The organism is Propionivibrio sp., from assembly GCF_047602565.1.
Classification (GTDB): domain Bacteria; phylum Pseudomonadota; class Gammaproteobacteria; order Burkholderiales; family Rhodocyclaceae; genus Propionivibrio.
The window spans coordinates 4,133,151-4,151,359 of record NZ_JASGGX010000001.1; the positions used below are offsets into that span (position 1 = coordinate 4,133,151).

Genomic DNA, 18,209 nt, shown 5'->3' on the forward strand with positions numbered 1-18,209 from the left:
TGCGGCCCGCTACTGGTAGCGCAGCGCCTCGATCGGATCGAGCGCCGCGGCCTTGCGCGCCGGGTAGAAGCCGAAGAAGACGCCGACCCCGGCGGCGACCGCGAAGGCGACCAGCACCGAGCCGCCGGAAATGACGATGACCATGTCGGTCAGCGCGTTGACCAGCAGCGCGCCGCCGATGCCGAGCACCAGGCCGATCAGGCAGCCGGTGATCGAGATCATGATCGCTTCGAGCAGGAACTGGGCGAGGATGTCCTTCTGCCGCGCGCCGATGGCCATGCGGATGCCGATCTCGCGGGTGCGCTCGGTGACCGAGACGAGCATGATGTTCATGATGCCGATGCCGCCGACCAGCAGCGACACCGAGGCGATGGCGCCGAGCAGCAGCGACATCACGCGCGTGGTTTCGGCGGCGGTGTCGGCGGCGGCGGCCAGGTTGCGGATGTAGAAGTCGTCGTCCTGGTCCTCGCGCAGGCGGTGGCGCTGGCGGAGCAGGGCGGTGACCGATTTTTCGACCAGCGGCATGGCTTCCGGCGAGGCGGCCTTGACCATGATCGAGCGCACCGAGCCGGCGAAGGGCACGCCGAAGACCTTGCGCTGCGCGGTGCTGAGCGGAATGATGATGGTGTCGTCCTGGTCGCGCCCGTCGAGGTTCTGGCCCTTGGGTGCCAGCGTGCCGATCACCTCGAAAGGCGTGTTGCGCACGCGGATGGTCTTGCCGACCGGGTCCTCGCCCGGATCGAACAGGTTCTCGATCACCGTCTTGCCGAGCAGCGCCACGCGCGTGGCCGAACGCACGTCCTCCTCGGCGAAGCTGGAGCCGCTGGCGATGGCCCAGGAGCGCGCGTCGAGATAGGACGGCGTGGTGCCGACGATCGAGGCGTTCCAGTTCCTCGACCCGTAAACCAGCTGCTGCGCGCCCTGGTGCACCGGCGCCACGGTGACTACGTCGTCGAGTTCGGCGATCGCGTCGGCGTCGCCGACGCGCAGCGTGAAGCCGTAGCCGCCGCCGGTGCGCACGCCCGAGACCTGCGTCCAGCCGGCGATGATCACGTACAGGTTGCTGCCCATGGTGCTGATGGTCTGCGCCACGGCGTACTGCGCGCCCTGGCCGATGGCCATCATCAGCACCACCGAGCCGACGCCGATGACCATGCCGAGCATGGTCAGCGCCGTGCGCATGCGGTTCGAGCCCATGGCGTGCCAGGCTTCGCCGAGCATGGGCCTCAGCATGGCGCCGCCTCCCGCCTTGGCGTCGGCTCGTCGCGCACGATCAGGCCGTCGAGGAAGCGCACCTGCCGCTTGGCGTGGTCGGCGATGTCGTGTTCGTGGGTGACCAGCACGACGGTGATGCCTTCGTCGTTCAGCTCCCGGAACAGCGCCATGATCTCTTCGCTGGTATGGCTGTCGAGGTTGCCGGTCGGTTCGTCGGCGAGGATCAGGCTGGGCGAGTTGATCAGCGCGCGGGCGATGGCCACGCGCTGCTGCTGGCCGCCGGAGATGCGCGCCGGCAGCGACAGGGCGTAGCCTTCCAGCCCGACCTTGGACAGCATCGCGCGCGCCCGCTCGCGGCGCGGTTCGCGTTCGACGTGCGCGTAGACCAGCGGCAGGGCGACGTTGTCCTCCAGCGACATGCGCGGCAGCAGGTTGAAGCCCTGGAAGACGAAGCCGATGGTGCGGTTGCGCAGGCGCGCCAGTTCGTCGGCCGGCAGGTGCGCGACGTTGCGCCCGACCAGGAAGTAGTCGCCCATGGTCGGCGTGTCCAGGCAGCCGAGCAGGTTCATGAAGGTCGACTTGCCGGAGCCGGAGGGGCCCATCACCGCCACGTATTCGCCCCGGCGGATGGTCAGGTCCACGCCCTTCAGCGCCGGAAACGGCCCCGCCGCCGTGACGTATGACTTGCCCAGCCCGGCGACGCGGATGACTTCGTCGGTGGCGCCGTCGGCCATCAGAACAGCCTCATGCCGACGCTGCTCGGCTTGGTCGCCGCGGTCGGCGCCTCGCTGACCACGATGGTGTCGCCTTCCTTCAGATCGCCGCCGACGATTTCGGTATTGCGGTTGTCGGTGATGCCGAGCTGCACCTGCACCGGCCGGATGGTCCGGCCTTCGACGACGTAGATCCGGCCGCTGCTGCCCTCGCGCTTCTTGCCGCGTCCCTTGGCTTCGCCGTTGCGCGCGCCCTGGCCGCCGGAGGCGCCGCTCTGCGTGCCGTTGCCGGAGGCCGGTTCGTCCGCCTCGGCGGGCTTGAAGCGCAGGGCGGCGTTGGGCACCAGCAGGACGTCCCGGCTCTCCGCTACGCCGATGTTGACGTAGGCGGTCATGCCGGGCAGCAGGATGTGGTCGGGGTTGGCCAGCGACACACGCACGTTGTAGGTGACGACGTTCTGGGTGGTCGTCGGGTTCATGCGGATCTGCTGCACCTCCCCGGTGAAGCTGCGGTCGGGAAAGGCGTCGACAGTGAAGCGCACCTTCTGGCCTTCCTTGATCTTGCCGATGTCGGCTTCCGCGAAGCTCGAATCGATGCGCATCTCGGACAGGTCCTGGGCGATCTTGATCAGCGTCGGCGTCTGGTACGAGGCGGCGACGGTCTGGCCGAGGTCGACCACGCGGTCGACGACGATGCCCGAGACCGGCGAGCGGATCACCGTGTAGCCGAGGTTGACCCGGTCCTTCTCCGCCGCCGCGCGGGCCTGCGCCAGCTGCGCCTCGGCCGACTTGCGCGCCTGCACGGCCTGGTCGAGCTCCTGGCGGGAAACGTATTCCTGCGCGAACAGCGCCTGCATGCGCGCCTCGTTGGCGCGCGCCAGGTCGAGCGTGGCCGAGACGTTGCCGACGTTGGCCTCCGACTGCCGGGCCTGGGCGGCGAGCAGCGACTGGTCGAGTTCGAGCAGCGGCTGGTTCTTTTCCACCTTGTCGTTGAAGTCGACGTAGAGCCGGGTCACGGTGCCGGACACCTGGGTGCCGACGTTGACCAGCACGATCGGGTTGAGCGTGCCGTTGGCCGAGACGGTCTGCGTGATGTCGCCGCGCCCGACGGTCTGCAGCCGGTAGCGGTTCTCAGGCGCCTGCGCCTCGTGCCGGCGCCAGTAGGCGTAGCCGCCGGCGCCCGCGGCCAGGGCCAGCACGAGCAGGGAGACGAGGGAGATTTTCAGCAAGGGTTTCATGGAATCGGGAATTCCGCGGCGGGGTTCAGCAGTCGGTTGTCGAGGGTGCCCACGGCCCGGGCCAGCGCGGCGCGCGAGATGAACCAGTCGAGCGCGGCCTGGATGCGCTGGACGCGGGCCGAGGCCAGCGCGCTCTGCGCGTTGAGCACGTCGAGGATGGTGCCCACGCCGGCCTTGTAGCGGCCGAGCGCGACGCGCTCCGACTGCTCGGCGCTGGCCATCAGGTCGGCGGCGGTGCGGATCGAATGCGTGGCGGTGAACAGGTCCTGGTAGTTGGTCCATACCTCCAGCGCGACCTGCTGGCTGAGCGTTTCACGCTGGGCGCCGGCCACGTCGGCGCGGGCCTCGGCGGCGCGCACGCGGTAGGTCGTGTCGAAGCCGGAGAACAGGGGCAGCGTCAGGGTCAGGCCGATCGACTGGCCGTGCGTGCTGATCGATCCCGTGTCCTGCCAGGCCGGGCCGGCGCTCAGCGACAGCGTCGGCCGGCCGGCGGCGCGCGTCTGGTCGATGTTGGCCCGGGCGGCGCGCACCTGGGCCTCGGCCGCCTGCAGGTCGGGGCGGCGGCGGCGCGCCTCGGCGATCAGCGCTTCGACGTCGCGCTCGAAGGTGGTGTCGGGCATGGCGTCCGGGATGGCGTCGAGGACGAGCGGCGCGCCGGCGTCGAAGCCCATGACGTTGGCCAGGGTGCCGAGCGTGGTCCGCACCGTGCCCTCGGCCCGGATGCGGTTGAGCACGGCCTGCGACCACGCCGTCTGCGCCTGCAGCCGGTCGGCCGGCGTGGCGGTGCCGATGCGGTAGCGCGTCTCGGCCGCGGTCAGGCTTTCGCGGCTGGCCTTTTCGGATTCCTGCGCGGCGCCCAGCGCGGCGCGCGCGGCCTGGGCGTTGTAATAGGCCTGCAGCGCCGAGAGAAAGACCGTCTGCACGGTCGCGTCGAGCGTGCCCGCCGCGGCGCTCAGCAGCTGGCGGGCGTATTCGAGGTTGGCGTCGCGCGCGCCCGAGTCGTACAGCAGCCAGGCCAGCGTCAGCGAGGCGCTGCGCGGGTTCGCGCTGGCGCCGTCCGCGCGCTGGTGGGACACCGTTGCGCTGCCGTTCAGCTCGGGCAGGTAGGCGGCGCGCGCCACGCCGACCTCGGCCGCCTCGACACGGGCGCTGGCCCAGGCTTCGTGCGTCCTGGGGTTGCGGCAAAGCGCCTGGTCGACCACTTCCAGGACGCCGTACACCGTCTCCGCCGGCAGCGGCCGGCACGGCACGAAGCCGCTGCCGGCGGGCGGCGCGAGCAGGGGACGGGGCGGGACGATGGCCTCGGTGTCGAACGGGTCGGCCGTGCCGAAGGCGCCGGCCCGGGACGCCGGCAGCGCGGCGAGGGCGGCAAAAAACAGCAGCGGACGAAACGAACGGTGTAGTCGGCGTGGGCTCATCGACCGGGACGGGGAAAAAATTTCCGCTAGTATAGCGGCCTTCAATTCCCGGCACGCCCCGACGCGCGGCGCCTTCTGTTATCAAATGTTTCCGGCAGTCCGGCGCGGGGGAGCGCCGATTCATGGCACGCAAGGCAACCATCTTCAAGGCCGAGCTTTCGCTCGCCGACCTCGACCGCAATCTGTACGAGGACTTTTCGCTGACCGTGGCGCAGCATCCGTCGGAAAACGACGCGCGGATGATGGTGCGCCTGCTGGCGTTCATGCTCTTTGCCGACGCGCGCCTCGAATTCGGCCGGGGCGTGTCGACCGACGACGAGCCGGATCTGTGGCGGAAGGACCTGACCGGCGCCATCGAACTGTGGATCAGCGTCGGCCAGCTCGACGAGCGCTGGCTGCGCAAGGCCGCCGGCCGCGCCCGGCGGGTCGTGCTGGTGACCTACGGCGACCGCGCGGCCGACGTCTGGTGGGAGCAGAGCCGGGGCGCGCTGGAACGGCTGGACAACCTGACGGTGCTGCGCCTGTCCGGCGACGAGGTGCAGGCGCTGGCGGGCCTGGCGCGGCGCTCGATGCGCCTGCAATGCACGATCCAGGACGGCGAGGCGCTGGTCTCGGGCGAGGACGGCGCGGTGCGGGTGGCGCCGGCGGCGCTGCACCGGCCGGAAGCCGGCTGACAGAGCCCGAAGCGGGCTCAGCGGGCCGGGCCGTTCAGCGCCTGCAGCTGCGCGAGCAGGAGGTCGCACAGCTCGCGCAGTTCGCCGAGACCCAGTTGCGCGTCATCCGCGCCGCTGGCGTCGGCCCTGCGGCGGCACAGGTCCTCGGCGATGCGGTGGATCTGCCGGTGCAGGGCCTCGGTGTGCAGGAAACGCTCGTTCGTCCCGTAGCGGTGCTTGCCGTCGCTGGAGAACCACTGGCCGAAACGGCACTGGTTGAAATCCAGCCGGGGCGGCTCGGCGATCTCGCCGGCCAGATAGTGTTCGACGGAGTCCAGCCAGACGCGGTGTGCGATGCCTGCGGCGAGCAGCGCGAAATCCGCGTTGTCGATCGGCTCGACGCCGCGCCACGCGCGGTCCGGACGCCAGGTCGCGGCCCAGGCCGGCAGGTCGGCGGCGGCCATCGGCCGGGCGATCCCGTAGCCCTGGGCGATGCTGCACCCCAGTTGCAGCAATAGCCGGCCGTGCTCGATCGTTTCCACGCCCTCGGCGACGATGTCGCGGTGGAACGCGGCGGCGAGGCTGACCACGCCTTCCAGGATGGCCAGGTCGTCCGGATCGTCGAGCATGCCGCGCACGAAGCTCTGGTCGATCTTCAGCGTGGTCACCGGCAGGCGCTTCAGGTAGGTCAGCGAGGAGTAGCCGGTGCCGAAATCGTCGAGCGAGAAGCGCACGCCGAGGTCGAGACATTGGCGGATGACGCGCGAAATGCCGGGCAGGTCCTCCAGCGCGCTGGTTTCCAGGATTTCCAGCTCCAGGTCGCCGCGCCGGAACGCGCTGTGGCGCGCGAGCAGGTCGCGCAGGCGGTCGACGAAATCCTGCTGCTGCAACTGGCGGGCGCCGATGTTGACGCTGACCGGAATGTGCAGCCCGCGCTCGCGCCAGCTTTCCTGCGTGGAGAGCGCCGCGTCGATGACCCATTCGCCGATGTCCACCGAGATGCGGTGATTCTCGACCAGCGGCAGGAACGCCGACGGCGGCAGCAGGCCCTTTTCGGGATGCCGCCAGCGGATCAGCGCCTCGGCGCCGATCACCGTGCCGGTGCCCATGTTCACCTTGGGCTGGAAGAACAGCACGAACTCCCGCGCGGCGAGCGCGTCCTGGATGCGCAGCAGGCTTTCGTGGTGCCCGCGCACGATGCGGTCCTGGTCGGCGTCGAAGATGTGGTAGCGGTTCTTGCCGGCCAGCTTGGCCTGGTACATGGCCTGGTCGGCCTGGCGCAGCAGCTGGTCGGCGTCGACGCCCTCGCCCTGCGGATAGAAGGTGACGCCGATGCTGCCGGACACCTGCAGGACCTGGCTGCCGATGGTCGCCGGATGGCTGGCCGCGGCGAGCACGCGGTCGAGCATCGAAATGCTGGCCGAGGTGTCGGGCAGGTCCTGCAGCACGGCGACGAATTCGTCGCCGCCGAGCCGGGCCAGCGTGTCGCCTTCCCGCAGCGACGTTTTCATGCGCTGCGCCAGGGTGACCAGGAGCTGGTCGCCGATCTCGTGGCCGCAGGAGTCGTTGATCGTCTTGAAGCCGTCCAGGTCGAGGTAGGCCACCGCCAGCAGATGGCCGTGGCGCTGGGCCTGGGCCATGGCCAGGTGCATGCGGTCGGCCAGCAGGACCCGGTTGGGCAGGCCGGTGAGCACGTCGTAGTGTGCCATCTGTTCGAGCTGCGTTTCGACCCGCTTGCGCACGTCGATGTCGGCGATCACGCCGACCAGGCCCAGTTTCTTGCCGGCGGCATCGTAGAGGCAGCGGCCGGTGAGGTGCCCCCAGAATTCGGTGCGGTCGGCGCGCCAGTACAGCCGGTCGACGTCCACCGCGTCGAGCTCGCTGGCGAGCAGCGCCTGCATCTTCCGGTCGCCGGTCTCGCGCTCGGAGGGGTGGATCAGGGCGGCGTATGGGTTGCCGACCAGGGACTCCAGCGGGCAGGCGAACATCTCGGTCATGCGCCGGTTGGCCTGGCTGATGCGGCCTTCGGTGTCGACCAGGAAGATGGCCACGCTGGACGTGTCGAGGATGTTCTTGAGCAGGGCCTCGCGCTGCTCCAGCGTGTTCAGCAGGCGGTTGAAGCCGGCGATCAGGCGGCCGATCTCGTCCTTGCGCACGATCGGCAGCGGGCGCAGCGGCTGGCGCTCGTCGGCCATGCCGGCCAGCCGGCTGGCCGTTTCGAGCAGGGGCGAGATCTGGTGGCGCAGGATGCGCCAGGTCAGCGCGCCGGCCAGCAGGCTGAGCAGCAGCGTCGCGGCCAGCATCCGGTGCTGCATGTCGCGGATCGGCGCGAACGCCTCCTCGGTCGGCAGCGAGGCCACCGCGTACCAGCCGGCGATGGGAATCTGCTTGACCGAGGCGAGCACTTCCACCTTCTCCGGGTTGGTGAACACGAGAGTTCCCTCGAAGCCCGCGTTGAACCGGTCGATCGCCGGGTTCTGCCCGGGCTCGGGCATCGGCTTCATGATCAGTTCTTTCTTCGTGGCCGTGACCACCTGCCCGTGCTGCGGCGCGGCGATCACGTAGCCGCCGCTGGTGCCGTACCGGTTGCTGGTGACCTGGTCGAAAAAATTGGGAAGATCCAGCTGGATCACGCTGTTCAGCGCGCCGATGATCTTTTTATCCTCGCCGAAGATCGGCACGGTCATCCCGATGATCGGCTTGGCCAGCTTGCGGCCGATGACGGGCTGGCTGATCGATGCCTTGCCTTCCCTGAGCGTGGTGGCGATGAATTTGTTGTCGCCGTAGTCGATGCCCAGCCGCTCCGCCGACAGGGGAAAATCGGCGATCGCCACGCCGTTCTCGTCGAGGATGAAGAAGCCGCCGTTGAACAGGACTTTCATCGCGGCGCGCTGGTTCAGGAAGGTCTGCAGGGTCTCCGGCGCTTCGCGCATGACCAGGGAGGCCGCCTCGGCGGTGGCCTGCGCCGACAGCAGGCGCGTTTCGATCTCGTTGCCGACCTGCGCGGCCACCATCGAGACGGTGGCATATTCCTGTTCGCCCTGCTGGCGCTGCATGTCTTCGCGCAGCATCCGGGTGGCATAGAGCGACAGGGACCAGATGCCGGCCAGGAAAATGCCCAGCGTGGCCAGCGATACCTTGGTTTTCAGCGAGCGCCACTGGAAAAAGCCGCGTTTCATGAAGAATCCTGCCCCCGGGGAATGTCAGCGCCGAAAGAGGTTCGTGTCGTTCTGAGCGGCACAGCTTACCGTTTTTTTCGCCGCGTGCCGATCATCGTGCGTATACTTGCCGCCTGTCCACGTCCTGATTTCAGCCCATGTTCGCAACGTTCCGCCAGGAAACCGCCGCCGGCGAACTGGCGCGCCTGCGCGCCGCCGGCCCGCTGGTGCACCTGCTGACCAACGAGGTCGTGCAGGAGATCACCGCCAACGTGCTGCTCGCCGTCGGCGCCTCGCCGGCGATGATCGTCGCCGAGGAGGAGGTGGAGGCGTTCGCGGCCCTGTCCGGCGCGCTGCTGGTGAACGTCGGCACGCTCTATCCGGCGCGCCTGGCGGCGATGCGGCGGGCCGTCGCCGCGGCCAACCGCGCCGGCGTGCCGTGGACGCTCGATCCGGTGGCGGCGGGCGTGCTCGACTACCGCACGCAGGCCTGCCGCGAGTTCCTGCATTGCGGGCCGGCGGCGATCCGCGGCAACGCCTCGGAAATCCTGGCGCTGGCCGGCAACGCCGGCGGCGGGCGCGGCGTCGATTCGACCGCCGGCTCCACGGCGGCCGTGGAAGCCGCCGAGCGGCTGGCGCGGGCGACCGGCGCCGTCGTGGCGGTGACCGGCGAAACCGATTTCATCACCGACGGCCGGACGACCTGGGCGACGCCGTGGGGCGATCCGCTGATGACCCGCGTGGTCGGCACGGGCTGCGCGCTGTCGGCGCTGGTCGCGGCCTTCACCGCCGGCGCGCCGGACCGGCTCGGCGCGGTGGCCGCCGCCTGTGCCGTAGCCGGACTGTGCGGGGCGAGGGCGGCGGCGGCCTGCCGCGGCCCCGGTTCGTTCAAGGCGGCGTTCCTCGACGCGCTGTATGCGCTCTCCCCGGAAGAGTTGCGCGGGGAATCGGTGTGAGCGCCCAGCCGTCCGAAGGGGTGCCGGTCCTTCCTTGGGGAGGATGTCGCACGGCGACGAGGACCGCCCGATGAGCCCTAATCCGATCGATCTCTCGCTCTACCTCGTGCTCGACCCGGACCTGTGCGGCGGGCCGGAGGGAATGGTGCGCACCGCCCGGCTGGCGGCGGCGAACGGGGCGACGGTGGTGCAGCTGCGGGCGCCGGACTGGAAGAAGCGCCAATGGCTGGAGACGGCCGTCGCGCTGAAGGCGGCGCTGGCGCCGTTCGGTGTGCCGCTGATCATCAACGACCAGGTCGACGTCGCGCTGGCGGTCGACGCCGACGGCGTGCACGTCGGCCAGGACGACCTGCCGCCCGCCGAGGCGCGCCGCCTGATCGGGCCGCGCCGGATTCTCGGCCTGTCGGTGTCGAGCGCGGCCGAGCTGGCCGGCGTGCCCGACGGCGTCGATTACCTCGGCGCCGGGCCGGTCTATCCCACCGGCACCAAGCCGGACGCGGCGCCGGCCAGCGGCGTGGACTCGTTCGCCGGACTGGTCGCCGCGACGGCGCTGCCGGTGGTGGCGATCGGCGGCATCCACGCCGGCAACTGCGCGCCGCTGTTCGCGGCCGGCGCGCGCGGCGTGGCGGTCGTCTCGGCGATCTGCGGGCAGCCCGACCCGGCGCGCGCGACGCTGGCGCTGCGCAGGAAGATCGAGGAATTTCCGCCAAGCTGCTAAAGTACGGCGTTTTCGTTTTTTGCCTTTTCCACCGTTCCCCAAGGAGAAAATCAACATGCTTTCACGCCTCAAGATGCTGACGACGGCCGCGGTACTGGCAGTGTCCTGCCTGTCCGCCGCCCATGCCGCCGACCCGCTGAAGGCGGGCTTCGTCTATATCGGCCCGACCGGCGACCACGGCTGGACCTACTCCCACGACCAGGGCCGCAAGCTGCTCGAAGAACAGTCGGGCGGCAAGGTGAAGACGACCTTCGTCGAGAACGTGCCGGAAACCGCCGACGCCGAGCGCGTCTTCCGCGATCTGGCGCAGAAGGGCCACAAGGTCGTCTTCGGCACCTCCTTCGGCTACATGAACCAGATGGTCAAGGTGGCCAAGGCCTTCCCGAACACGGTGTTCATGCACGCCACCGGCTACAAGACGGCCGCCAACCTCGGCGTCTATGACGTGCGCACCTACGAGGGCTCGTACATGCTCGGCGTGGTGGCCGGCAAGATGAGCAAGAACAACAAGATCGGCTACGTGGCGTCGATCCCCATTCCCGAGGTCATCCGCAACATCAACGCCTTCACCATCGGCGCGCGCAGCGTGAACCCGAACATCACCACCAAGGTAATCTGGGTCAACGCCTGGTTCGATCCGGGCAAGGAGCGCGAGGCGGCGCTCGCCCACATCTCGCAGGGCTGCGACGTGCTGATGCAGAACACCGACTCCCCGGCGGTGGTGCAGACGGCGCAGGAAAAGGGCGTGCTGGCCTTCGGCTGGGATTCGGACATGACCAAGTTCGGCGGCAAGGCGCAGCTGGCGGCGTCGATCCTCAACTGGGGCGTCATCTACGAGAAGGTGGTCGCGGACGTCGAGGCCGGCAAGTGGAAGGCCGGCGACATCTGGTGGGGCGTCAAGGAAGGCGCGGTCAACATCGACTACTTCGGCCCGGCGGTGCCCGCCGACGTGAAGAAGCTGGCCGAGGAGCGCCGCGACGCCATCAAGGCCGGCAAGCTGCACCCCTTCACCGGCCCGCTCAAGGACCAGTCCGGCAAGGAAGTGCTGGCCGCCGGCAAGTCCTATACCGACCCCGAGCTGCGCAAGATCAACTTCTACGTCGAAGGCGTCGAAGGCAGCATTCCGAAGTGATCCTGGTGCCGGATGATCGGACGACGCGGCCTGCGGGCCGCGTTTTCGCATCCGCACAGTGTTTCCGCCGACTATAATTCGCCCCTTCAATCGTTATCGAGGAACCGTCGTGGAGTCTTCCTTCATCAGCCCGTACCGGGACGACATCGTGATCTCGTGGCCCGAACTGCACCGCGACACCCGCGTGCTGTGCCACGCATTGATGGAAAAGGGGCCGTTCAAGGGCATCATCGCCATCGCCCGCGGCGGCATGATCCCGGCGGCGCTGGTGGCGCGCGAGCTGGAAATCCGCCTGCTCGACACGATCTGCGCGTCGAGCTACGAGGAGGCCGCGGAGGGCGGCGGCGGGGCGCAGATCATGCGCACCGAGGTGAAGATCCTCAAGGGCGTCGATCACGACGGCGAGGGCTTCCTGCTGATCGACGACCTGGTCGACACCGGCAACACCGCGCGGCTGATCCGCAAGATGCTGCCCAAGGCGTATTTCGCCACGCTCTACGCCAAGCCGATGGGGCGCGAGGTCGTCAACCTGTGCGTCAAGGAGTTTCGCCAGGACAAGTGGGTGTACTTCCCCTGGGACATCGACTACACCTTCGTCCCGCCGTTGAAGAAGAACCGCTGAGCGGCGCGGTGCGGGCGGCGGGGGCATTGCGGAAAAACACTTTCTGGGAAGCGTCATGAACACAGCCAGCGTCAAGCAGATACTCGGGGGGCAGGCGCCCGCCGACCAACCGGTGACCGTCAAGGGATGGGTGCGCACGCGGCGCGATTCCAAGGCCGGGATTTCCTTCGTCAACGTCTCCGACGGGTCGTGCTTCCATCCCGTACAGGTGGTCGCGCCGAGCACGCTGCCGAACTACGTGGACGAGATCGCCCACCTGACCGCCGGCTGCGCGGTCGAGGCCACCGGCACGATCGTGCCGTCGCCGGCCAAGGGGCAGCCGTTCGAGATGCAGGCCAGCGCGGTCAGGGTGGTCGGCTGGGTGGACGATCCGGACACCTATCCGATCCAGCCCAAGCCGCATTCGATGGAATACCTGCGCGAGGTCGCGCACCTGCGTTCGCGCACCAACGTGATCGCGGCGGTGACGCGCGTCCGCCACACCATCGCCCAGGCGATCCACCGCTTCTTCCACGAACAGGGCTTCTTCTGGGTCAACACGCCGATCATCACCGCCTCCGACTGCGAAGGCGCCGGCGAGCTGTTCCGCGTGTCCACGCTGGACATGGCGAACCTGCCGCGCACCGAACAGGGCAAGGTCGACTATTCCAAGGACTTTTTCGGGCGCGAGGCCTTCCTCACCGTTTCCGGCCAGTTGAACGTCGAGACCTACTGCATGGCGCTGTCCAAGGTGTACACCTTCGGCCCGACCTTTCGCGCCGAAAACTCGAACACCAGCCGCCACCTCGCCGAATTCTGGATGATCGAGCCGGAGATCGCCTTCGCCGACCTCGCTGACGACGCCACGCTGGCCGAAGCCCTGCTCAAATACGTCTTCCAGGCCGTGCTCGACGAGCGCGCCGACGACATGGAGTTCTTCGAGGAGCGCATCGAGAAAGGCGTGATCGCCAAGCTGCGCGGCATGATCGACAGCCGCTTCGTGCGCATGGACTACACGGAGGCCATCCGCATCCTCGAAGCCTCGAAGGAAAAGTTCGACTACCCGGTGCAATGGGGCACCGACCTGCAGAGCGAGCACGAACGCTATCTCGCCGAGAAGCACGTCAAGGGGCCGCTGGTGCTGATGAACTACCCGAAGGAAATCAAGGCCTTCTACATGCGCCTCAACGACGACGGCAAGACCGTCGCGGCGATGGACGTGCTGGCGCCCGGTATCGGCGAGATCATCGGCGGCTCGCAGCGCGAGGAGCGCCTCGACGTGCTCGACGCGCGCATGCTGGAGGTGGGCCTCGATCCGGCGCACTACGGCTGGTACCGCGACCTGCGCCGCTACGGCACCGTGCCGCACGCCGGCTTCGGGCTGGGCTTCGAGCGGACGATTTCCTACATCACGGGGCTGGCCAACGTGCGCGACGTGATTCCCTTCCCGCGGACGCCGGGGAACGCGAGGTACTGATCGCTGGAGAGCCTCCAGCGATCAGTGGAATGCCACTGCAACGCAAAGCGCCATTAACCTTTTATGTTGATGGGCCAAGAATTCATGGCAGTGGTGGCAACCCCAGTTCCTTGAGGAATTCGTTGTGCTTGTCCCTCGCCGCCGTAATGTCTTCTTCGATATCGACCAGTTGCCGGTGCACCGCCGACAAATCGACCTTCTCTTCCGCTTTGGCGGTGCTGACATAGCGGGAGATATTGAGGTTGAAGCCTTCCTTCTCGATGCGTTCCATCGTCACCCGCAGCGAATAGCGTTCTTCTTCCTTGCGGTACTGGTAGGTCTCGACGATCTTCTTGATGTGTTCCGGCAGCAGACGGTTCTGGCGCTTGCCCTTCTCGAAGTGTTCGGCGGCGTTGATGAACAGCACGTCGTCCGGCTTCTTGCACTTCTTCAACACCAGGATGCACACCGGGATGCCGGTGGAGAAAAACAGGTTGGCCGGCAGGCCGATCACCGTGTCGATATGGCCGTCCTTGAGCAGCTTGGTGCGGATGCGCTCTTCGGCACCGCCCCGGAACAGCACGCCATGCGGCAGAATGATGGCCATCGTGCCTTCCGGGGCAAGGAAGTGAAAGCCGTGTAGCAGGAAGGCGAAATCGGCCGCCGACTTGGGCGCCAGCCCGCCATAGCCCTTGAAGCGGAAATCGTCGGCCATCGCCTCGCTGGGTTCCCAGCGCAGACTGAACGGCGGATTGGCTACGACGGCGTCGAACTGTAGTTTCTTGGCCGGGTTGGCTTCGCGCAGCTCGTCCCACTCGTTGAACAAGGTGTCGCCGTGGAAAATCTCGAATTCCGTGTCCTTCACCCCGTGCAGCAGCATGTTCATGCGCGCTAGGTTGTAGGTGGTGATGTTCTTTTCCTGGCCGTAGATCTTGCCGATGCCGTGCGCCCCCATGCGCTTGCGCACGTTCAGGAGCAGCGAGCCGGAGCCACAGGCGAAATCCAGCACCTTGTCCAGCCGGTGCTTGTGCCCCCTGGTTGGCTCTTGCCCGTCCAGCGTCACGATCTCGGAGAGGATTTGTGAAATCGGCTGCGGCGTGTAGAACTCGCCCGCCTTCTTGCCCGAACCGGCGGCGAACTGGCCGATCAGGTATTCGTAGGCATCGCCCAGCACGTCGCTGTTGGTCGAGAACTTGGCCAGGCCATCGGCGATTTTCTTGATGATGACGCACAGCTTGGCGTTTCGGTCCGTTGCGGTCTTGCCCAGTTTTTCCGAGTTGAGATTGATCTCCGAAAACAGACCGGCAAAGGTGCTCTGGAAGGACTCGTTCTCGATGTACTTGAAGGCATCCACCAGCGTACCGAGCAGTTCCTTGTGTTGGATACGCGCCATTTCGGCAATGCTGCGCCACAGGTAGAAGGGCGCAATCACGTAGTGCGCCTTGCGCCGCATCTGCGCCTCGAAAACTTCCACATCGTCCACATTCTGCGCGTACCAGACCGCCAGCGGCGTGCGTGAATCCCCTTCGGGCAGTTTCGGGTAGTCGCCGCCAAGTTCCCTCTGCGCCGCCGCCTCGTAGTTGTCCGAGAGATAGCGCAGGAACAGGAAGGACAGCATATAATCGCGGAAATCGTCCGCATTCATGGCCCCACGCAAATCGTCAGCGATTCCCCACAGGGTGTCGCCCAGTTTTTTCTGGTCTTGCTCGGTCATTCCTTGTTTTCCTTGCTTTTCTTTTCTTCGGCCTGCTCTTCCAGAGCCTGCCGGTCGCGCTCCAGTTCCTCGCGCAGTTCGTCCTCGCTGGGCAGCACCAAGCGGTATTTGCTGGCGAACAGTTGTTCGCTCTCGTGCAATACCGAATAGCGCACCACCGATTGATCCTTGTTGCCGCACAGCAGGATGCCCACTGTCGGGTTATCGCTTTCGCCCCGGCGCAGGTCGTCGTACATGCGCACATACATATCCATCTGCCCGACGTCCTGATGCGTCAGCTCACCGGTTTTCAGATCGATCAACACAAAGCACTTGAGCAGGTAGTTGTAGAACACCAGATCGATATAAAAATCCTTGCTCTCGGTGCTGATGCGCTGCTGGCGCGCCACAAAGGCAAAGCCCTTGCCCAGTTCCAGCAAAAAATCCTGCAATTTGTCCATCAAGGCCTGTTCGAGACTGGATTCCAGCAGCTTGCCGGCATTCGGCAGACCGAGAAACTCCAGCATCACCGGATCGCGGACAAAGGCACGGGGCGAGCGCTTCAGCGGCGCCAGATTCTCCCTGGCTTCGGCCTCCACGGCTACTTTATCCTGGCTCAACAGCAAGCGTTCGTAATACAGCGTGCCGATCTGCCTTTCCAAAGCCCGCGAACTCCAGTTCTGCGTAGCCGCTTCCCGCATGTACCACAGGCGCGCTTCCTCGCTCTCCACGCGGGTCAATACGCGGTAGTGGGTCCAGCTCAATTCGGAACGCAGTGCGTTCCAAATCGGGAAGCTCTGAAAAAATGCCCGCATGTGGCGCAGATTGCGCTCGTCGAATCCCTTGCCAAATTCCTGGGCCAAGGCCAGCCCCAATTGCGGCAGAAGCCGCTTGCCGTAGGCCGCGCGGGCCTGTCCACCCTGCTCGAACTCGACGATATGCCGGCCGATTTGCCAACAGGTTTGCACCTGCACCTGGTCCACATGGCGCAGAACCTGCTGGCGGGCTTGGGCGATCAAGCCGCGCAGAGCATCCAGTAGAGGCGGTAACGCAGAGTCGTTCGGGGCGTGAACATCAAGACCAGTCATGGCAATTTCCTCCCTTGCCGCGAACCAACAAGTAATCCTTGTGCCGTTGCTTGGGACAAATCCAGATAGGGGATTAAACTCGGGAGGCTACCGCCCAAATCTCTACATGCTCTGTAGAGAATCGCTCGTTCGGTCATGGCGCGACCTCCACAGCAACGGGTTGAACCTGGGCGACGGCCGGAGCAAACTCGGGCAAGGCAAAGGCATAGCGTGCCAGAAAGCCATCGAGGATTTCCCTGAACAGCGTCTTGTTGTCGTCCAGCATCTCGCGCGGTTCGTAAAGCGAATACTTGCCGTGGCTCAACAGGTTCAAGGCACGGGCGTGCAGCCCTTCGTCGCCCGAGGAACCCAGGCATTGCGAGAAATCATCGTGCCCGAAGAAGTTCGCCGTCTTCTCCAGGATGCTGCGCAATGTGTTGAAGTGGTGGGTGTACAGCGCACCGCTCAGGCTGGCAGTTTGCAACTCGCCCAGCATGGCGACATGATGGAAGAAAGGCGTGTCGGTGGTGGCGCGCAGCGTGTGGCCTTCGCCGTCCCTGGCTTTATAGAGGAAATAGCTCTTGGTCTGCTGCTTCTTCAGTTCATTGAACATCACGTTGAAGAACAAACCGTGATGCGACGAAATCACCGTCTTCACCTTGTCCTTGCCGCGCCGCAGCAGCTTGGCCAGATCGGTGGCCACGGCAATGGCGTTGTTGTCGTCCAGCGAAGAAATCGGGTCGTCGATGTAGAGGAATTTCACCCAATCGTAGGCTTGGCCCGGTTGGGCATCGATGGCCAGTTCGACCAGGGCGAGGAACACGCACCAGATGAAAATGTTTTCCTCGCCGCGCGACACCTTGATGTGCTCGACCTCACCCCGCGAGAAGCTGACCGTCCACGCTTCGTAATCGATACGGAAATCGAAATCGGAGTAGCGCTCAAGATAGGGGAAGATTTTCTCTTCCAGCGCCAGTTCCCGAAAGCCATCGAAGAAGTGTGAATCCTTGTTGATGCGCAGCACGCGCTGGCTATCGTTTTTCAGATCGTTGTCCCAGTGGAACAGGTCTTCGGTGTAGGCGTTGAAGTAGAGGGTATCCCGGACGGTTTCAGTGATCGTCAAAGGCTGGCCGACATGATCGCCAACGCGAAAGGGGCGCTTTCGGGTTTGCTTTCCCGCATCCTTGAACGCCATCGAGAGACGGGTCTTGCCGGTGCCGTTGTAGGCGAACAAAAGGACGAAGTCATTTCCGCCACTCTTGAAATCGTCGCGCAACCGGGCGACCAAGCGAGGCAAGGTCTTATAGTGAAGCGCCTTGGTCTGCTTGCTCATGCCTCAGTCTCGTTGATAGAAGGAAACAGGCCTTGCATCAGGCCTTTCTTGTGAGTGGTGAGAATGTCGAGTTTCTGCGTATGGGCGAAGATAAGGGTATCGAGAGAGGAAAGGCAATCGGCGATCAGCACCTGTTCGTCTAAGTCCACAGGAACATGGAATTCCAAACTCTCAAATTCCTTTTGCCCTAGCGTTCTATTTCTTCCTGCTCCTCCTGGTGAAGCCAAGCCTAGTAAGAATTTTCCCTTATTCGTTAAGAAGAAATGCTTAAAGAATTCAACGCTTGTTTTGCTTTTTCCTTTGAACATCGGGAACCGATGCGAGGCAATCATTCCACTCTCGTCTTTAGATACCGTTGCCACCGCCTGTTCCCAGGCAAATACGATATTCAAAACCAGGGTATTTTTTTCGACCCAGAAAACCCGCTTATCTCCGAGTTGCGTTCCACTTACCATCTCTTTATGGAAAATGCCTTTTCCGTGAGAGCGAATTCCAATCTCACGGTAAGACTCGCTTGACTGAACGTTAACCGGATTCGATACCCTCTCCAAGATATTCTTTATTTTCTTGAGTTTCCATTCACCAGCATTCCGGAATCTGGGAAACCGCAAACGCGGCACGGTTTCGCCTTCGGCGGGAAAAAGCTGCTGCATCAGGCCTTTCTTGTGCGCCTTGAGGGCTTCGATTTTCCTGGCTTGGTCGGTGATGAGGTCGTCGAGGGAGGAAAGACAGGCGGAGATTTTTTCCTGTTCTCCCTTAAGTACGGGGAACGGTATTTTAATGTTTGCGAGTCGTCCAGCTGAAATGCTTAATACCTTTGTTCCTTGAGATTCCTTCTGAATCTGTTTCCGCACTCTC

At 65.4% G+C, this 18,209-nt stretch carries 15 protein-coding genes; 6 read left to right on the forward strand and 9 right to left on the reverse strand.

Annotation, left to right across the window (positions count from 1 at the left end):
* Nucleotides 1–9: 9 nt before the first annotated feature.
* The 4 genes from QM701_RS19490 to QM701_RS19505 are packed head-to-tail and all read right to left on the reverse strand — an operon-like array spanning nt 10 to nt 4,584.
* A complete protein-coding gene (locus QM701_RS19490; protein ID WP_415168658.1) occupies nt 10–1,233 on the reverse strand; it encodes an ABC transporter permease in 1,224 nt (407 codons plus the stop codon).
* Complete coding sequence (locus QM701_RS19495) at nt 1,227–1,949, reverse strand: ABC transporter ATP-binding protein (protein WP_415168659.1); 723 nt, start codon at nt 1,947–1,949, stop codon at nt 1,227–1,229. Before QM701_RS19495 ends, QM701_RS19490 begins: the two co-directional genes overlap by 7 nt.
* Nucleotides 1,949–3,166, reverse strand: coding sequence for an efflux RND transporter periplasmic adaptor subunit (locus QM701_RS19500; RefSeq protein ID WP_415168660.1), 1,218 nt, complete (start codon nt 3,164–3,166; stop codon nt 1,949–1,951). The genes QM701_RS19495 and QM701_RS19500 overlap by 1 nt, the downstream gene beginning before the upstream one ends.
* Nucleotides 3,163–4,584 carry a TolC family protein gene (locus tag QM701_RS19505; protein ID WP_415168661.1) on the reverse strand — a complete coding sequence of 474 codons (1,422 nt, stop codon included), beginning with the start codon at nt 4,582–4,584 and terminating at the stop codon, nt 3,163–3,165. Before QM701_RS19505 ends, QM701_RS19500 begins: the two co-directional genes overlap by 4 nt.
* 122 nt (nt 4,585–4,706) lie before the next feature.
* Between QM701_RS19505 and QM701_RS19510 the strand changes: the two genes are divergently transcribed.
* Complete coding sequence (locus QM701_RS19510) at nt 4,707–5,258, forward strand: YaeQ family protein (protein ID WP_415168662.1); 552 nt, start codon at nt 4,707–4,709, stop codon at nt 5,256–5,258.
* Between the two features lie 17 nt (nt 5,259–5,275).
* Here QM701_RS19510 and QM701_RS19515 read toward each other — a convergent pair whose 3' ends face one another.
* On the reverse strand, nt 5,276–8,416 hold the full coding sequence (locus tag QM701_RS19515) for an EAL domain-containing protein (RefSeq protein ID WP_415168663.1): 3,141 nt from the start codon (nt 8,414–8,416) through the stop codon (nt 5,276–5,278).
* Between the two features lie 137 nt (nt 8,417–8,553).
* Between QM701_RS19515 and thiM the strand changes: the two genes are divergently transcribed.
* The 5 genes from thiM (at nt 8,554) to asnS (ending at nt 13,279) form a co-directional block, all read left to right on the forward strand.
* Nucleotides 8,554–9,351, forward strand: coding sequence for a hydroxyethylthiazole kinase (gene thiM, locus QM701_RS19520; protein WP_415168664.1), 798 nt, complete (start codon nt 8,554–8,556; stop codon nt 9,349–9,351).
* A 70-nt stretch (nt 9,352–9,421) separates the two neighbouring features.
* Nucleotides 9,422–10,069 (forward strand): thiamine phosphate synthase, encoded by a 648-nt coding sequence (gene thiE, locus QM701_RS19525; protein WP_415168665.1) that lies wholly within the window; start codon nt 9,422–9,424, stop codon nt 10,067–10,069.
* Nucleotides 10,070–10,124: 55 nt separating this feature from the next.
* Nucleotides 10,125–11,201 (forward strand): BMP family ABC transporter substrate-binding protein, encoded by a 1,077-nt coding sequence (locus tag QM701_RS19530; protein ID WP_415168666.1) that lies wholly within the window; start codon nt 10,125–10,127, stop codon nt 11,199–11,201.
* Nucleotides 11,202–11,310: 109 nt separating this feature from the next.
* On the forward strand, nt 11,311–11,823 hold the full coding sequence (gene gpt / locus QM701_RS19535; RefSeq protein WP_415168667.1) for a xanthine phosphoribosyltransferase: 513 nt from the start codon (nt 11,311–11,313) through the stop codon (nt 11,821–11,823).
* A gap of 55 nt (nt 11,824–11,878) precedes the next feature.
* Complete coding sequence (asnS, locus tag QM701_RS19540) at nt 11,879–13,279, forward strand: asparagine--tRNA ligase (protein ID WP_415168668.1); 1,401 nt, start codon at nt 11,879–11,881, stop codon at nt 13,277–13,279.
* 82 nt (nt 13,280–13,361) lie between these two features.
* On the opposite strand, the gene QM701_RS19545 is transcribed toward asnS, so the two are convergent.
* The 4 genes from QM701_RS19545 to QM701_RS19560 form a co-directional block, all read right to left on the reverse strand.
* A complete protein-coding gene (locus QM701_RS19545) occupies nt 13,362–14,972 on the reverse strand; it encodes a type I restriction-modification system subunit M (protein ID WP_415168669.1) in 1,611 nt (536 codons plus the stop codon).
* On the reverse strand, nt 14,969–16,039 hold the full coding sequence (locus tag QM701_RS19550; protein WP_415168670.1) for a PDDEXK nuclease domain-containing protein: 1,071 nt from the start codon (nt 16,037–16,039) through the stop codon (nt 14,969–14,971). Before QM701_RS19550 ends, QM701_RS19545 begins: the two co-directional genes overlap by 4 nt.
* 133 nt (nt 16,040–16,172) lie before the next feature.
* A complete protein-coding gene (locus QM701_RS19555) occupies nt 16,173–17,351 on the reverse strand; it encodes an AAA family ATPase (protein WP_415168671.1) in 1,179 nt (392 codons plus the stop codon).
* Complete coding sequence (locus QM701_RS19560; protein ID WP_415168672.1) at nt 17,348–18,205, reverse strand: restriction endonuclease subunit S; 858 nt, start codon at nt 18,203–18,205, stop codon at nt 17,348–17,350. The genes QM701_RS19555 and QM701_RS19560 overlap by 4 nt, the downstream gene beginning before the upstream one ends.
* Nucleotides 18,206–18,209 lie beyond the last annotated feature (4 nt).

What these genes read in the sequence shown, in the direction of transcription:
- QM701_RS19505 (WP_415168661.1), bottom strand. Translation starts at nt 4,584, where the DNA reads ATGAGCCCACGCCGACTACACCGTTCGTTTCGTCCGCTGCTGTTTTTT.
- QM701_RS19545 (WP_415168669.1), bottom strand. Translation starts at nt 14,972, where the DNA reads ATGACCGAGCAAGACCAGAAAAAACTGGGCGACACCCTGTGGGGAATC.
- asnS (WP_415168668.1), top strand. Translation starts at nt 11,879, where the DNA reads ATGAACACAGCCAGCGTCAAGCAGATACTCGGGGGGCAGGCGCCCGCC.
- thiE (WP_415168665.1), top strand. Translation starts at nt 9,422, where the DNA reads ATGAGCCCTAATCCGATCGATCTCTCGCTCTACCTCGTGCTCGACCCG.
- QM701_RS19550 (WP_415168670.1), bottom strand. Translation starts at nt 16,039, where the DNA reads ATGACTGGTCTTGATGTTCACGCCCCGAACGACTCTGCGTTACCGCCT.
- QM701_RS19515 (WP_415168663.1), bottom strand. Translation starts at nt 8,416, where the DNA reads ATGAAACGCGGCTTTTTCCAGTGGCGCTCGCTGAAAACCAAGGTATCG.
- thiM (WP_415168664.1), top strand. Translation starts at nt 8,554, where the DNA reads ATGTTCGCAACGTTCCGCCAGGAAACCGCCGCCGGCGAACTGGCGCGC.
- QM701_RS19530 (WP_415168666.1), top strand. Translation starts at nt 10,125, where the DNA reads ATGCTTTCACGCCTCAAGATGCTGACGACGGCCGCGGTACTGGCAGTG.
- QM701_RS19500 (WP_415168660.1), bottom strand. Translation starts at nt 3,166, where the DNA reads ATGAAACCCTTGCTGAAAATCTCCCTCGTCTCCCTGCTCGTGCTGGCC.
- QM701_RS19555 (WP_415168671.1), bottom strand. Translation starts at nt 17,351, where the DNA reads ATGAGCAAGCAGACCAAGGCGCTTCACTATAAGACCTTGCCTCGCTTG.
- QM701_RS19490 (WP_415168658.1), bottom strand. Translation starts at nt 1,233, where the DNA reads ATGCTGAGGCCCATGCTCGGCGAAGCCTGGCACGCCATGGGCTCGAAC.
- QM701_RS19495 (WP_415168659.1), bottom strand. Translation starts at nt 1,949, where the DNA reads ATGGCCGACGGCGCCACCGACGAAGTCATCCGCGTCGCCGGGCTGGGC.
- QM701_RS19510 (WP_415168662.1), top strand. Translation starts at nt 4,707, where the DNA reads ATGGCACGCAAGGCAACCATCTTCAAGGCCGAGCTTTCGCTCGCCGAC.